This window comes from Yoonia maritima, assembly GCF_043641945.1.
Classification (GTDB): domain Bacteria; phylum Pseudomonadota; class Alphaproteobacteria; order Rhodobacterales; family Rhodobacteraceae; genus Yoonia; species Yoonia maritima_B.
This window is the reverse complement of record NZ_JBHZRX010000005.1, coordinates 143,931-159,399: the sequence shown is the minus strand read 5'-3', so window position 1 is coordinate 159,399 and position 15,469 is coordinate 143,931. Positions and strand designations below refer to the sequence as shown.

General features: G+C 54.4%; 14 protein-coding genes. 6 read left to right on the top strand and 8 right to left on the bottom strand.

Annotated elements, in window-relative coordinates; all coding sequences use genetic code 11:
• The first annotated feature begins 94 nt into the window (after window positions 1-94).
• A complete protein-coding gene (locus ACHUEV_RS12935; RefSeq protein ID WP_394180503.1) occupies window positions 95-472 on the top strand; it encodes a phasin family protein in 378 nt (125 codons plus the stop codon).
• On the opposite strand, the gene ACHUEV_RS12930 is transcribed toward ACHUEV_RS12935, so the two are convergent.
• Genes ACHUEV_RS12930 through ACHUEV_RS12915 form a run of 4 tightly spaced genes read right to left on the bottom strand, consistent with a single transcriptional unit; the run spans window position 469 to window position 6,427 of the window.
• Complete coding sequence (locus tag ACHUEV_RS12930) at window positions 469-2,145, bottom strand: PHA/PHB synthase family protein (protein WP_394180501.1); 1,677 nt, start codon at window positions 2,143-2,145, stop codon at window positions 469-471. The genes ACHUEV_RS12935 and ACHUEV_RS12930 overlap by 4 nt on opposite strands.
• Before the next feature lie 10 nt (window positions 2,146-2,155).
• Window positions 2,156-3,367 (bottom strand): efflux RND transporter periplasmic adaptor subunit, encoded by a 1,212-nt coding sequence (locus tag ACHUEV_RS12925; protein WP_394180499.1) that lies wholly within the window; start codon window positions 3,365-3,367, stop codon window positions 2,156-2,158.
• Between the two features lie 4 nt (window positions 3,368-3,371).
• Window positions 3,372-5,738, bottom strand: coding sequence for an ABC transporter permease (locus ACHUEV_RS12920; RefSeq protein ID WP_394180497.1), 2,367 nt, complete (start codon window positions 5,736-5,738; stop codon window positions 3,372-3,374).
• Window positions 5,739-5,740: 2 nt separating this feature from the next.
• Window positions 5,741-6,427, bottom strand: a complete 687-nt coding sequence (locus ACHUEV_RS12915; RefSeq protein ID WP_394180650.1) for an ABC transporter ATP-binding protein — start codon at window positions 6,425-6,427, stop codon at window positions 5,741-5,743.
• A 183-nt stretch (window positions 6,428-6,610) separates the two neighbouring features.
• Between ACHUEV_RS12915 and ACHUEV_RS12910 the strand changes: the two genes are divergently transcribed.
• From ACHUEV_RS12910 to ACHUEV_RS12900, 3 genes are read left to right on the top strand one after another with little or no spacing between them, the layout of a single operon-like run.
• A complete protein-coding gene (locus ACHUEV_RS12910; protein ID WP_394180495.1) occupies window positions 6,611-7,333 on the top strand; it encodes a competence/damage-inducible protein A in 723 nt (240 codons plus the stop codon).
• The gene (locus tag ACHUEV_RS12905) at window positions 7,330-8,052 is read left to right on the top strand and encodes a GNAT family N-acetyltransferase (RefSeq protein WP_394180493.1); all 723 of its coding nucleotides are present in this window, start codon (window positions 7,330-7,332) and stop codon (window positions 8,050-8,052) included. The genes ACHUEV_RS12910 and ACHUEV_RS12905 overlap by 4 nt, the downstream gene beginning before the upstream one ends.
• Before the next feature lie 4 nt (window positions 8,053-8,056).
• Window positions 8,057-9,037, top strand: coding sequence for an OmpA family protein (locus ACHUEV_RS12900; protein WP_394180491.1), 981 nt, complete (start codon window positions 8,057-8,059; stop codon window positions 9,035-9,037).
• Between the two features lie 4 nt (window positions 9,038-9,041).
• Here the strand turns inward: ACHUEV_RS12900 and ACHUEV_RS12895 are convergent, their stop codons facing one another.
• From ACHUEV_RS12895 to ACHUEV_RS12885, 3 genes are all read right to left on the bottom strand, one after another.
• The gene (locus ACHUEV_RS12895) at window positions 9,042-9,770 is read right to left on the bottom strand and encodes a GGDEF domain-containing protein (protein WP_394180490.1); all 729 of its coding nucleotides are present in this window, start codon (window positions 9,768-9,770) and stop codon (window positions 9,042-9,044) included.
• Window positions 9,771-9,866: 96 nt separating this feature from the next.
• The gene (locus ACHUEV_RS12890) at window positions 9,867-10,772 is read right to left on the bottom strand and encodes a LysR family transcriptional regulator (protein ID WP_394180488.1); all 906 of its coding nucleotides are present in this window, start codon (window positions 10,770-10,772) and stop codon (window positions 9,867-9,869) included.
• Window positions 10,773-10,914: 142 nt separating this feature from the next.
• A complete protein-coding gene (locus ACHUEV_RS12885; RefSeq protein WP_394180486.1) occupies window positions 10,915-12,939 on the bottom strand; it encodes an oxidoreductase in 2,025 nt (674 codons plus the stop codon).
• Between the two features lie 160 nt (window positions 12,940-13,099).
• On the opposite strand from ACHUEV_RS12885, the gene ACHUEV_RS12880 reads away from it, so the two are divergent.
• Window positions 13,100-14,035, top strand: a complete 936-nt coding sequence (locus ACHUEV_RS12880) for a LysR family transcriptional regulator (RefSeq protein WP_394180484.1) — start codon at window positions 13,100-13,102, stop codon at window positions 14,033-14,035.
• 129 nt (window positions 14,036-14,164) lie between these two features.
• On the top strand, window positions 14,165-15,001 hold the full coding sequence (locus ACHUEV_RS12875) for a DUF481 domain-containing protein (protein WP_394180482.1): 837 nt from the start codon (window positions 14,165-14,167) through the stop codon (window positions 14,999-15,001).
• Between the two features lie 82 nt (window positions 15,002-15,083).
• On the opposite strand, the gene ACHUEV_RS12870 is transcribed toward ACHUEV_RS12875, so the two are convergent.
• Window positions 15,084-15,449 (bottom strand): hypothetical protein, encoded by a 366-nt coding sequence (locus tag ACHUEV_RS12870; protein WP_394180480.1) that lies wholly within the window; start codon window positions 15,447-15,449, stop codon window positions 15,084-15,086.
• Between the last annotated feature and the right edge of the window lie 20 nt (window positions 15,450-15,469).

Sequence of the window (15,469 nt, the reverse complement as noted above, 5' to 3'; positions counted from 1 at the left end):
CGGAAACTGATCTGCCTGAATTGACCCAGATCAATTGAATTTCTGCTATGGAATGCGAGCTTGTGGTATCTTGAGATTTTAAGGGGACCTTCAGATGGCTAAGAAAAGTACGGACACTTCTTCCACGCCGAGCGAAAGTGCGGCGGCGATTTTGACAGGCATGCAAAGTGCGGGAATGGGATCGCTTGCATGGCTGGGAACGACTTGGATTGAACGCATGAGCGACGTCACCGCCGAATGGCTGGATTTCGTGACCGACCGGATCAAAGAAGACGTCGCAACGCAGCACCAAATTCTGCATTGCAAAGACGTTGCTGAATTGCAGAAGATCCAAATCGCGTTTTTCCAGAGAGCGGTAGAGCAGTATCAAGCCGAAACCGGCAAGCTTGTTGAGATGAGTTCAAAACTGTTCGAAGGCACCGAGGACGGCGTGGAAATCACACCGCCAAAGCGTCATAGCACGCCTGTTTAACCGCGTACGTATTCTCCGGGTGCAGGGCCGAGCGACTTGAGTTTCAGTGACGAAACAGCCTCGGCCTTCCCGCTTTCGGATTTGAGCCATTCCACCCAAGCGGGCCACCATGACCCTTCCTTCAGGGGGGCACTTGTCTGCCAATCTTCGGCAGCGGTGTATGCACCACCTTCGCGTTTATGGCGCATCCGGTAGTGGCGGTGAGGATGGCCCGGCTCTGACAAAATACCGCCGTTATGCCCGCCGTTGGTGAGCAAGAATGTGACGTCAGTGTCGGTCAGTGGCAGCAGCTTATAGACTGAATGCCACGGCGCGATGTGGTCTTTTTCTGTCGCAACGCAAAAGATCGGCGCGCGAATATCGCTTAGCGCAACGGATTTTCCGTCAACCTTAAACCGCCCCCGCGCGAGACGGTTTTCTAGAAACAACTGGCGCAAATATTGTGAATGCATGGCGGCGGGCATCCGGGTGCTGTCTGCGTTCCAAGCCATCAGATCATTCATCTTGGTGCGTTCACCCAGCAGATAATGCCTGATGACCCGGCTCCAAACGAGGTCATTGGAACGGAGCATTTTGAACGCACCGGCCATTTGGTCGGCAGATAAATAGCCCTGCGTCGCCATGATGTCTTCGAGAAACGCGACCTGGCTGTCATTGATAAATAGACCGATTTCACCCGGTTCCGAGAAATCGACCTGAGACGCCAACAGGCTAATGGTCTTCAGGCACTTCACACCATCGCGTGCCATCGCAGAGGCTGCGATGGATAGCAGGGTGCCGCCTAGACAATAGCCGACTGCATGGATTTTGTCCCGCTTTCCAAGAGAGTGGATGGCCTTGCAAGCCGCCCGGATGCCCAGATCCAAATAGTCTTGCAGCGTAAAGTCGGCGTCTTCAGCTTGGGGGTTTTTCCATGAAATCATGAACACCTCAAAGCCTTGGTCACAAAGGTATTTCACCAGCGAATTTTCCGGAGAAAGGTCAAGAATGTAGTATTTCATGATCCACGCCGGGACGATCAGGATTGGTTCTGGTCGGATTTCTTTTTGCGTCGGCGTGTAGCGGATCAGTTCCATCAGATCGTTTTTTACGATGACGTCACCTTTGGTGATCGCGACATTCTCTCCCACACAGTATCCTTCGCAGGTTGCTGGCTTTCTGCCGACGAATTGATTCAGGTCGTCGATCCAGTTGTGTAGCCCGCGTGAAAAGTTCTTGCCCTTTTCTTCGACCGTGGCGCGCTGCACGGTTGGGTTTGTCAGTGCGAAATTTGTAGGCGACACCATATCCAACCACTGGCGTGCGCCAAAGCTGACGATCCTTTCATGCTTTGGATCGACGCCTTTAAGATCGGTCGTTGCCGCTTCCCACCACGCTTGTTGGGCAAGGAATGTGTCGCGGTAGATATTGAACGGGTATTGGTCCCAGCCCTTGTCAGTAAACCGCTTGTCGGTCTTGGGATCATCGGCACCGTCAAGGTGATCCGTCATCAGGTCGATAGCTTTGTCGCGGGCAAGTAGGGCCAGTTCGGCCTGCCGACCGGGCGAACCTGCCAGATGCAACGACCAATCCCAAAAAGCACTGGCCAAAGCGACCGGGGATAGCCCGCCGGTGAGCTTGCCAATGGCCGCATGAAATGCAGCGTCTGGTGATTTCTTAACGGTTTCATCCATCTGCGTATTCCTACAATTCACTGCGATTGATGATCAGGCTGCCGACAGAAAGGCTATCGTTGGGGTGTGTGATGACCAATTCGCCGACCTCTAGCCCATCTAAAACTTCGGCCATGCGGTTGTTGCGCTGGCCCAGTGATAGGCGCCGTTCTTCAACATAATCGTCGACCGCAACAAAGGCGGCCCATTCTTCGCCACGCTTAAAAATGGCGCTAAGTGGAACCTGAACTGCGTTGTCATTCTGCCATTCTATGACCCTTACAAAGGCCGAAAAACCATCCCCCAATTTTGGACGATCCGCGAGAGGGGAAGTGATGTCAAAGACCGCATTCACGCGTTGTTCCTCAATACCCAAGGCAGAAACTTTGGTGCGCGCTGTGGGTTCAACCCGAAGCAAAACAGCATCCAGTGGGTTGGGGCCACCCCATCTTTCGACAATTGCGGTGGTGCCGGGGCCGAGTCCGACGGCGTCGGTGGAAAGCAGATCGACAACCAATTCGATATTATGTGGATCACCAATCGACAACAGCGGGCTACCGACCGCGACGGGGCGTTCGCTTGTTGAGCTAACAGAAAGCACAACACCGTCAGTCGGAGAGTATATTTCGACGCAGCAATTACCATTTCCTGAAGCAACTAAATCGGGTTCGATCAATGCAGCGCGGCTTCGCTCCAAAGAGCTGTTTGCCATATCGATGCGCGCCTGCGCCGCTTCGACGGTTGCGTTGGCGACCGCCAGTCTTTGTGCGAAATCTTCAAAGCTCGACAGCGTGGACACGCCGCGTTCGACCAATGCCTGTGCACGGTCAAATTGAGATTGCGCCAATAGTTGGTTTTCTTGTGCTCTGCTCAGCTCTGTTTCTGCGACATGCAAAGCAGCTTGGGCTTCGCGCACGCTGGCTTCGGCTTGAATGCGGCTTCGGGCGTCCAATAGGCTTGGGGTGATGGGTTCAACGACCGCGACCACAGTATGACCTGCAGCCACCAAGTCGCCCACTTCGACGGGTGAGCGTAACGCAGTGCCAGCGATCGGTGCTGAGACTTCGAATAGGTCACGGATCTGGGTCTTGCCGTCCGCGTCTATCGTCACTTGCATCGGCCCCGATGCGACAACGTGAATATCGACTGGTACGGGTTCGGTACGAAAGGTCACATACATGAGACCCGCAACGACTGCGGCACCGACGCCGACAAGCCCGATTGTTCTGGGGTTCCAAGTCATCCGATTACTCCCGTGTTTTCATAACTGAGATAAGGTTGATGCGGTCCAGTCTGCGCTTAACAAGAAGCACCGCAGCCAGCGACGTGCCAAGCACGATCAGGCTCGCAACGCTAAAGGTCGCGGGCTTTAGCACGAGCGGAATGGCGTATAGATCGCTCGAAAATCCGGAACTCATCGCGTAGGAAATGAGTGCGCCCAGCAGCCAGCCAAGGGGCTGTGCCAAGATGGCAAGCATCATGCTTTCGCCGACCAAGACATAGGATACTTCGGCGCGATTAAAGCCAAGAATGCGTAGGCTAGCAAGTTCGCGGGACCGTTCCGACAGTTGGATGCGCGCCCCATTATAGGCGACACCAATCGTCAAAAGTACTGCGATGGTGATATAGACCGCGTTCATCACGACGATATTTTCGCGGATCGTATTCTGAAAAGAGCGGCGTGTTGCGGTCATCATGATTGTGCCGGTCAGCTTTGGAATGTCTTTGATAGCCGCATGAAGCTCATCCAATTTGCTTTCGTCTAGCAAGACATTGGCGACTGAAATACGCGGCGCTTGGCGGAACAACTGATTCAGATAGGTTTGGTCAACATAGGCACCCAATCCGAAATACTGCGTGACGATGCCTGTGACCGTTAGCTCAAAGGTTTCGCGCCGACCGCTTAGGAATTCGACTTCGATGTCGTCGCCGATGGTTGCGTCCAAATGCTGCGCAAGGCGTGTCGATAATACGATGCCACCAGACGGGACTGATACGACATTGCCTGATGTATCAATCACGCGGCTCAGGTCGGTGTATTCTGGCCGGGCCTCGATTGCGGTGGTCTTGTTACGGTGCCCGTTGCGTAGGGTTGCGGCATGAAACTGTTGCCCTTCGGCGCTAAGAACACCGGGCAGTTCTTTGACGTTTTGCAGGGCGGATTCTGGTATGTCTTGGGCGAATAGCAGCATCGCGTCCTGACGGTTCGATTGGTAGAATGCGCTGTCTACGATCTCGTCCAATGCGTCATTGATGTATAGCGCGGCGACAACCGAGGCGACGGCACAAGATAGCCCCAGTGCGGTCAACGCACTGCGCACTGGCCACCTGATGAAACTACGCAGGATCATCGTGGTCGTTTGGGCCAATCGGAGGTGATCTAGCAGACGATCAATGAAAGACCGTTTAAACCGGGGCGGTGCCGGTGGTTGCATCGCTACAGCAGGGGCAAGGCGTGCCGCACTTAGGGCTGATCGTGCCGCACCCAATGCCGTCGTCACCAGCGCAAGAAGCCCCGATATGGCATAGGTGCTGGGCGAGACCCGGAAAATCAAAAACGGAAAGTGAAAGAATTCAGCGTAACTCAGCGACAACATTCGTGCCAGCCATGTGCCTGCCACCCAGCCAATAGCAATACCCGTTAAGGCCACAAGCCCCGCCAGCATCTGATAGTGGAGTGAAATTTCAAGATCAGAGTAACCGATGGCTTTCAAAAGCCCGATTTCACTGCGCTCTAGGGCAACGATACGCCCCATGACCATGCTGACAAGAAATGCAGATATCCCAAAGAAAATGGGCGGTAGAACCGTCGACATGCTGCGCAATTGCGTGATTTCGGCATTAACAAAACTGTCTGATTGGTGCCGCGTCCGGTCGTACGCGCCCAACCCGCCATAAGGGTCCAGCAGTGTATCAATGGCGTCGATGACTTCTTGGGTGCGCGCGCCCGGGATCAGCTTGACGCTTAGGTCGTTAAACGCGCCAGTCTTATCAAATGCGGCGGCAACGGCCCGCTTTGGCATCCAGATAATCCCAAAGGTTTCATTGTCGGGCATCATGCCACCGGGGCCGATTGTGTAAATGAATTCCGGCGACAGCACGGTGCCTGAAATCGTCAGCAGGCGTTTCGTGCCATTCAGGTTGGCGTAGAACTGATCGCCTGTACGAAAGCTGTGCGCCACGGCAAAGGGTTCATTCACCAGAACTTGATCAGAGGCGGTCCGCTGTGGATAGCTGCCGGACCGTAGAATGGGTGCATTGAGAATATGATCGCCAGATTCCGGCAGGGACAGGATGCGCCCAACCGCGGATTTTGAGTATCCGGGAATATCAAGAATGGCGGAGCCCGAAATGCGGGCCTCTAGTGCAGCGATGCCCTCAATTGCGGCAAGCTCTGGTAATAGGGTGTCTGGAACGCGACGGGCATCAACAAACACATCGGCAAAGCGATTACGTTCATAGTACGCCGTTCGCGTATCACCCAAAGCGCGATACATGCCGAATGAGGCAAGCAAAATGGCGACCCCACAGCCGAGCACAAGGGCGATGGCAATGACCTGCACCCACAGACGTCGAAAATCACGCAGCAGCTTTTTATCGAGCACATGTATCATGGTCACCACACGATCTCGGACGGGGCCAACTGGGTCTCGTTGACAGTCACATCGTTGATACGGCCATCCTGAAACCGAATGACGCGGTGGGCCATGCGCTGAATATCGGCGTTATGAGTGATCACCACCGTGGTCGTGCCAAAGCGTTCGTTGATATTGCGCAGTGTCTCAAGCACTTGAACGCCAGTCGTGCTGTCCAACGCACCGGTTGGTTCGTCACACAAAAGGATTTCAGGGCGCTTGGCAATCGCGCGTGCAATGGCGACACGTTGTTGTTCACCACCCGACATTTCAGCCGGAAAGTGATCAAGCCGATGCCCAAGACCAACGAGTTCCAACGCTTCGGCGGGGTTCATCGGATTATGCGCAACATCTGTGACCAGCTGAACATTTTCGCGTGCGGTCAAGCTGGGAACCAGATTGTAAAATTGGAACACAAACCCCACGTGGTCGCGCCGATAACGTGTTAGCGCACGATCCCCGAGGTCCGTTAGTTCAAGATCGCGGAACCAAACGCGACCGGTTGTTGCGTGGTCTAGGCCACCCAAAATGTTCAACAAAGTCGACTTGCCGCTGCCAGAGGGGCCAAGCAGTACTGACAGCTCGCCCGTGTACAGTTCAAGGTCAACGCCGGCCAAGGCATATACCTTCACCTCACCAGTGTCGTAGACCTTGGTCACGTCTTTCATCCTGAACACAACATTATCGGGCAAGGGCTGTCCTTTCCCTGTCATCGTGTCAGGAACCCTTTGGCAGCGTGTTGATCTAACTCAATTGTCCGTAAATTGGATTTTCTTTGGTGGACGAAGACTGGCACGTGGCAAATCGCTTTGCTCGGCCTATAACCAGCTGACCACGATAGGAGAAACACCATGCCAAACCCAACTGCTGCTATGCTCGTCATTGGGGACGAAATACTCTCGGGACGGACGCGTGATGCGAATATGCATTTCCTCGCTGGGCAGTTGACGCAGGCAGGGATTGATTTGCGCGAAGTAAGGGTCGTGAGCGATGATCGAGATGCGATCATCAAGGCGGTCCGGTCGCTGTCAGATGGGTATGATCACGTGTTCACGAGCGGCGGCATTGGGCCGACACATGATGACATCACTGCCGACTGCATCGCTGCGGCTTTCGATACGCCAATCGACATTCGCGACGACGCGCGTGCCTTGCTTCAGGCACACTATGATGCGTCGGGCAAGGAACTGAATGACGCCCGGCTTCGGATGGCGCGAATTCCAGATGGTGCGGCGCTTATCGATAACCCAGTCAGTGTTGCGCCAGGTTTCACTTTGCACAATGTATATGTGATGGCCGGTGTGCCGTCCGTCTTTCAAGCGATGGTCGCTTCTGTACTGCCTAGTCTCGTTGGTGGGGCTCCATTGCAGTCGCGTACGCTGCCATTAATGAAAGGCGAAGGCGATGTCGCGGCACCCTTGGCGGCGTTTGCAAAAGAACACAGTGATATTTCTGTTGGGTCTTATCCGTTCCAAAAGGAAGGGGTGTATGGTACAAACCTTGTCTTGCGTGGGCAGGATGCAGACCGACTGGATGCCGCGCTGGAGGGGTTAAAAAAGGTATTTGATGTATGAGTTTTCCGACGGCCAAAAAACTATATGCGGTGATCGATGGGACTTGGCCAGCAGCAGTTAAACAGGCACTTGGCCCTTGGACGGTACGGCTTGATGACAGCAACAGCAGCAGGGTGAATGCGGCAACTGCCGAATTGCCATACAAAGATGACGATATCAAAATCGCAGAAGACGCCATGATTGACGGTGGGCAGCGCCCGCTGTTCATGATCCGCGAGGGCGAAGAAAAGCTTGATGAAATGCTTGCCGCCCGTGGTTATGTGATCAAGGATCCGGTGAATATGTATGCGGCCAAAGTCGACAAGATTGCTGGCGATGTCGATGTAGAACGGACGATGGAAGTCTGGCCGCCACTCGCAATTCAGGCCGAGATTTGGGCCGCTGGCGGGGTTGGTCCCGGGCGGATTGCCGTGATGGACAGGGCACGCTTTCCCAAAGCCACGGTTTTGGGGCGCGTCGACGAAAACCCAGCCGGAAGCGTATATGTCGCGATCGCAGCGGATTGTGCCATGATCCACGCGCTAGAAGTGGCAGCAACGCATCGGCGCATGGGGCTTGCCCGTGATCTGACACGGGCCGCCGCAAACTGGGCGCAAGCGCAGGGCGCCACATATCTGACGCTGGTCACGACGCGGGAAAACGAAGGTGCGAACGCCCTATATGCTTCCCTTGGCATGACCCATGTGGGACAATACCACTATCGGATTTTGCCGGAGTAACCATTTGAGCGGCTGCACAACTGCCTTAACGACCATGCGATTTTGCCGCTCTATTGCCTTGGCAGGCGCAATTATTTTTGGTGCAACGGCAGCTATCGCCGATACGCTTAGCTTTCCCAGTAACGCCAATCTCCAGCTTGAGCAAATTAGTGTACTTGATAGCTACGCAATGCCGATCGATATCTGGGCAGACGGCGTGTTGCCCGTTGAACAGGTCGAAGGGCAGCTGACGCAGCAGGCGTGGCGCATTGATGCGCAGGCTCTGACGACCTTGCAGCTGTTGCGTCCCTTGCGTGAACAACTGCTTAATGATCGCTACCGGATCATTTTCGAATGCCAAACCGAAGCATGCGGCGGATTTGATTTCCGCTTTGGAACAGAGACGCTGCCGCCGCCGCAAATGCAGATCAATATCGGGGATTTTCGGTTCCTTGCCGCAAAGCGAATAGGTGCAAATGGCCCTGAATACCTAAGCTTATTCGTGAGCCGGACCGCGCAGGCAGGTTTCGTGCAAGTCACCCATGTAGGAACGGCAGTCGAAGATGCGCCGCCACTGACGGTGGCGGCAAGCCCAGCCTTGCGTGCAACGGGAAGTGAAGGGATCGTGCCTCTACGGGACCAACTGGACGAGGTCGGCCGCGCTGTCCTGCCAGATTTGTCGTTTGAAACGGGGTCGTCGCAGTTAGCGGACGAAAGCTTTGTATCACTTCAAGCTTTGGCTGATTACTTGGCCGATTTTCCGGATCGCAACGTCGCGCTTGTCGGGCACACCGATGCGTCTGGCAGCTTGGATGCAAATATCGTGTTGTCAAAACGGCGGGCAGGCTCGGTACTCGAAAGGCTCGTGTCCGAATATGGCGTTAATCGTGCTCAGCTCGCGGCCGAGGGGATGGGATATCTTTCGCCAATCGCTTCGAACCTGACGGAAGAAGGCCGCGAAGAAAACCGGCGCGTTGAGGTTATCATCACGTCAACCAACCAATAACAGCCTAGTGCGTCAAAAGCTGATCACTCCAGACAACCATTCGCGCACGGCCCTCGGCCTTGGCGCGATAAAGCGCCTGATCCGCATTCGCGAGCATGGTGTTCAGCGAAAGGTCAGGGCTGTTTACAGCAGCGCCAATTGAAAGCGTCACGCTTAGATGCGCTTCGGTGCTTTGATCTGTGGGATGGAATGAAATTGGTTTTGTAAGGCGTTCACCGATAATTTGTGCCTGCTCTAGTGTAGTGTCGCATAGAAAGATCGCGAATTCCTCACCGCCAATGCGACCCACAACATCATCGCGCCGGACGTTGCGACGAAGAGTTTCAGCAATACTTTGCAGGCAAATGTCGCCTGCTTGGTGTCCGTAAGAATCGTTAATGCGTTTAAAATGATCGGCATCAAGCAAAAGAAGTGCGCCATCGGTGCGATCCTCACGGCGACGACTGGCGCATTCTAGGAATGTTCGACGGTTGTTCAGCCCGGTCAGGCTGTCCTTGCGCGATAGGATTGATAGTCTTCGCTGAAGACGCACCTGAAACATCATGATGAATAGTGCGAACAGCGCAAACGGTCCGCCGACAAAAATAGCATGTTTTATGTGATAAAGGGGATCGTTGTAGTCGTGTGGGCCGTGCAGGCGTGCAAAGGACATATTGCTAAGGGCAATGAGTGCAATTGCGATGACAAAGCGCGCAATGAGAGCCGGAACACTTCGTGGCTCCAAATAACGCATTAGTTTTTCCATCGGCGACCCCCAACTATAGGAGGTCGACAATACGCGCCATAATGTTAAAGCGGCCTTAACTGGCGTGATAAAACCTTGGCATTTTTACCAGTCGTTCGGGCCTTTGTCGGCAAATGCATGGGCTAAGAAGTCGATAAATGCGCGTACCTTGGGTTGGGTAAAGCGACCCGGTGGGTACACAGCATAGATCCCTTGCGTTTCGACAGGCAGGTCAGGAATCGCCTCTTCGACAAGGCCTGTGCGCATTGCATCTGCGTATAAGAAAGATGGCAAGTAAGCGATGCCAAGCCCACCAATACAAGCGTTTAATAGCGACTGGCCGTCATTCACGGTCAACCATCCAGCAGTACGAACCTGCCTTTTTTCGCCAGATGGCGCGGTCAGTTTCCAAACTGCGGAATTCGCTTGGTTGGAATAGTGCAGCAATTTGTGGTCGTTCAGATCATCGATCTTTTCTGGGCGACCGTATTGTTCAAAATACGCAGGGCTTGCGATCATTCGGCGGGTTGTTTCCGTCAGCTTGCGGGCGCGTAGGGTGCTGTCTTCGAGTTCACCGATACGAACGGCCATGTCGAAACCTTCAGAGATCAGTTCGACGTAGCGGTTATTCAGCACCATGTTCACTGTAATGTCAGGGAATTCGCCAAGGAACTTTCCAAGGACAGGGGACAGGTGATTAACCCCAAAGTCGGTGGCGACGCTAATCCGCAACAACCCAGAGGGCGCAGACTGCATTGAGGTGACCAGCGCATCAGCCTCGCCTGCGTCATTCAGAACGCGACGGGCGCGGTCATAATAAGCAAGACCAATTTCGGTTGGGCTAACGCGGCGCGTTGTGCGGTTGAGAAGGCGCGCGCCAAGGCGGGCCTCAAGCGATGAAACGTGTTTAGAAACGGCGGATTTCGAAATCCCCATCTTCTTGGCTGCGTCTGTGAAGCCACCTTGGTCAACAACCGTGGCAAAGGCTTCCATTTCCGTCAGACGATCCATGAGTGTTCCTAAACTTCTAATTTCCCCCGTCGTTATAGCGAGGGAAATCAGGCAGGAATGGGACCAATGCCTGACAAATCCGGGGTATCCGAGCTGTTATGTCAGGTTAATCGCTTGTTTGAAGCTGTTTTTCGCTCATTGGTTACAGGGACGCAGCAAGTCTCGTGCCCTGATTGATTGCCCGTTTCGCGTCAAGCTCGGCTGCGACATCGGCGCCGCCAATCACATGGACCGTGCGACCAAGCGCGATCAATTGATCTGCCAAGCTGCGTTCCGGTACTTGTCCGGCGCAGAGAACGATGGTGTCAGCTGCGATGACCTGCGGGTCCTCATGCGTTTCACCACGCGTCACATGCAGGCCTTCGGCGTCGATTTTTTCGTAGTTTACGCCGCCAACCATTTCGACATTTTTCATCTGCAAACCAGCGCGGTGAATCCACCCCGTTGTCTTACCTAGTCGTTTTCCGAGCTTTTCAGATTTGCGTTGTAACAGAGTAACTTGGCGCGTTGCGGGTTCCGGCTGTGGGCCTTCGGCCCGCAATCCGCCGGGTGTTTTCTCGGGGTCGCCGACGCCCCATTCTTCGAGCCATTCTTGTAGGTTTTCCGTCGGACTTTCGTCGGTCACGAGGTATTCTGCGACGTCAAAGCCGATGCCGCCAGCGCCGATGATCGCGACGCGTTCACCGACCTCGGCTTTGCCGCGCAGAACGTCGATATAAGACAGGACATTTGGACCATCTTGGCCCGGAATGGACGGATCGCGGGGGGCAACGCCTGTTGCGATGATGGTTTCGTCGAAATCAGCAAGCGTTTCGGGTGTGGCGGCGGTGCCCAGCTTCAACGAAATGTTCGATTTTTCGACCATTGTGCGGAAGTAATCCACCAGACCCCAGAATTCTTCCTTTCCGGGGACTTGTTTTGCCATGTTTAGCTGGCCTCCAAGTTCTGTGGATTTGTCAAAAATAGTCACTATATGCCCGCGATCTGCTGCGGTTAGGGCGGCAGATAGCCCCGCAGGACCGGCGCCCACGACCGCAATTTTCTTGGGGCTGGCGGTTGGTTCGATGACCAGTTCAGTTTCGTGACATGCGCGCGGGTTCACAAGGCAGGACGTCAGTTTGCCGCTGAATGTGTGGTCAAGGCAGGCTTGGTTACATGCGATGCATGGTGCGATTTCAGCGGGTCTTCCAGCGGCTGCCTTGGCAACGAAATCAGGGTCGGCAAGGAACGGACGGGCCATGCTGACCATGTCGGCGCAGCCATCGGCAAGAACAGATTCACCAACGTCAGGCATGTTGATACGGTTGGAAGTGATGATTGGGATTTGAACCTCGCCCATCAGCTTTTTGGTGACCCAAGTGAAGGCGCGGCGCGGGACCGATGTTGCGATCGTTGGAATGCGGGCCTCGTGCCAGCCGATACCAGTGTTCAGGATCGTGGCACCTGCGGCTTCAACTGCTTTGGCAAGCTGAACGACTTCTTCCCATGTGGACCCGTTTGGCACGAGGTCGATCATGGATAGGCGGTAAATCAGGATAAAGTCTGGGCCAACGGCCTCGCGGACGCGACGGACGACTTCGACGGGAAGACGCATACGGTTTTCATACGATCCGCCCCATTCGTCGGTGCGTTTGTTGGTGTGGGTGACCAAGAATTGGTTCAGGAAGTACCCTTCGGACCCCATGACTTCGACACCATCATAGCCGGCCTCTTGGGCGCGGGTGGCGGCGGTGACCATGTCGCTGATCTGTTTTTCAATTCCTTCCGCGTCCAGTTCGGTCGGCGGGAACGGAGAGATCGGCGATTTGATTGCCGAAGGGGCCACGCATTTGGGGCTATAGGCATAGCGGCCAGCGTGTAGGATTTGCATTGCGATCTTGCCGCCAGCGTCATGGACACGGTCGGTTACGATGCGGTGGTTTTCGATGTCTTCGTCCGTGTACAGCCCAGCTGCGCCGGGAAAAACGCCGCCTTCGGGGTTAGGGGCCATGCCGCCAGTCACCATAAGGCCTACGTCACCACGCGCACGCGCTGCATAGAATTCCGCGACGCGGTTCCAGTCTTTCGTTTCCTCAAGGCCGGTGTGCATCGACCCCATCAGCACGCGGTTCTTAAGTGTCGTAAAGCCCAGATCAAGCGGAGCGAGAAGATGTGGATAATCGGTCATTGCGTGCCTCCCATTTGGGCAAATCATGACTGAAGCTGACGCGCACGTCATCCTGTACGTGGCGTAAGATATATCCGTTCCGCGAAATTTCATCGGTTGTTTCGCGAGCAAGACCAAATATGAATGCTGTTAAGATAAATAAGCGATATGGATGGCGCCGATGGATATTACCTTGCTCAAAACCTTCCTAGAGGTCGCAGCGACAGGATCGTTCGTGTCTGCGTCGGATCGTCTATATGTGACGCAATCTGCGGTTTCGTTGCGTATCCAGCGGCTCGAGGATACACTTGGTAAGCCGATGTTCACCCGTTCAAAGGCAGGGGCAGAGCTGACCAACGCCGGACGCGAATTTGAACGCTATGCGTTGTCGATTATCCGCGTTTGGGAAGAAGCCCGTCAGCAAGTCGCCATCCCCGAAGGGTTTACCCGCAGTCTGACAATCGGTGCACAGTATTCGTTATGGCCGCGCATGGGGTTTCGCTGGATCGACGGGCTAAGAGAAACAATGCCAGACCTGAATATTCGCGCTGAACTAGGGATGCCGGATCGGCTTACTCGGTTTTTGATTGAAGGGATCATGCACGTCGGACTGCTTTACATGCCACAGCTGCGTCCGGGGTTGGTGGCCGAACAGGTATTAGAAGAAGAATTGGTGATGGTGGCGTCATGGAAAAATCCGACCATGGATTTGGGCGGGCGCTATGTCTTTGTCGATTGGGGGCCTGAATTTGTGGGTGCGCATGCGCAAGCCTTGCCAGAGCTAACGAACCCCGGACTTACCTTTTCGTTGGGCGCGATGGCGGCGGAATTTATCGTCAATCGGCAGGGCGCGGCATATCTGCCGGCGCGCTATGTCAAAAAGTACATTGATGCCGGGCAGTTGTTCTTGGTCCCTGATGCGCCGCGCTTCCCCTATCCAGTTTGGGCCGTGTGGCGCGACGATATGGATCCAGAAATCCGCAAAATGGCAGAGCAGGCTTTGCACCGTGTTACCAATGTCGCCGAAGCTGATGGCGAGGCAGTGCTGGCCCAGCTACGTGACATTAGTGAGGATCACGAGGTTGAGGTGCTCGGGGAGCCTCACGATCATGAGTAAGCAATAATCATGATAAGCATAATTATTTTGAATTTTCCTTATTGACGGGCTGCCGCTAGATATCCGCTCAGCAGAGATGCTCCCGTTCCTTGAACCGGACGGGTCACCTTCTTGGGAGAGGATAGACCCATGACAAACAACGTATTTATCATCGCTGTAATCAGCGGCTTCGTCGCAACAGCTGGTGCTGCGCAAACAACTGCTTTCAGCAACCAAGACGCTTCTGTTGACGCGGTTGATGATCTGGAAGAAGCAATCGAAGATGACCGTGAGCGGGATCTTGGCCGTTTCGGCAACGAAGGTCGTGAGCTTGGTGCTTATGGTTCGGTCGCGCTTCGTGGTACATCTGTGAAAGATGACGACGGCACAACAACCGACATCGGTCTTGGCCTGCGTTACGGCACATATGACGGCCTGAACGGTATCGACCTGACAGCAAGCCTTGCTTACGGCGAAACTGATGGCGTCAAAACAGAAGACACTTTGCTTGCTGGTATCGACTACCGTCGTGACCTGACAGACACTCTGTTTGCGTTCGGTAAATTGGAAGCTGGTTTTGACAACATGGCTGACACTGACGGCGACTTTACACAGGACGTCTTTGTGGGTGCTGGTCTTGGTTACCGTATTTACAACGCGGCTGACGTTCAGTGGTCTGTACAAGCTGGTCCAGGTTACCGCACAGCAAAGCGTGTGAACATGGAAGACGTTTCCGAAGCAGCTGCTTCTGTGTCATCTAACGTGTTCAAGAGCCTGTCTGACGCGACTTATATCACGAACGATACCGATGTGATCTATTCGGAAACAGCGACAACACTGGTCAACGAACTGGCACTGAACGTCGCAATGACAGAAACTCTGTCGCTGCGTACAGGTTACACAACCTCGTTCAACAGCGAAACAGATGCTGACCTGTCCGAAGGTGTGAACACACTGGGCGTTTCGGTGATCTACAACTTCAACTGATCATTTGATCAGCGTTCCCAAGCCTCTGAGCGAACGATCGGGGGAGATGCAGATGGCGGTGAAAACCGCCATCTGTTTACGTTTAACCGTTACTGCAATGATGACGAAATGCTTGTTTTAGCATGTCCAATTCACTGCGCAGTAAATCCACTTCGGCGCGGATGTCCTCGGCTAATGCTTCGCCGGACAACAAGGAAAAGCTGTCTAGCGTATTGCCTTGGTCGTCACTAATCACAAACGTCTGGACGCCATCACTAATGAGGTGGGCAGGCACAGGGAACTCGACGCGCCACTTTTTTTCAGCCGCGTCATAATCCGTACGCAGCCCTTCAACCGGTTCTCCATGATGGGTGACCCGTAGGTCCGGTTGTTCAGTGCCTGCACCCGTAAGGGAGCCTTCCCATATGCCAGCGACCAGCCGGGTTTTGGTCAGCGTGTAGGTTGTCATAACAGTCCCTTTCCCAGCAA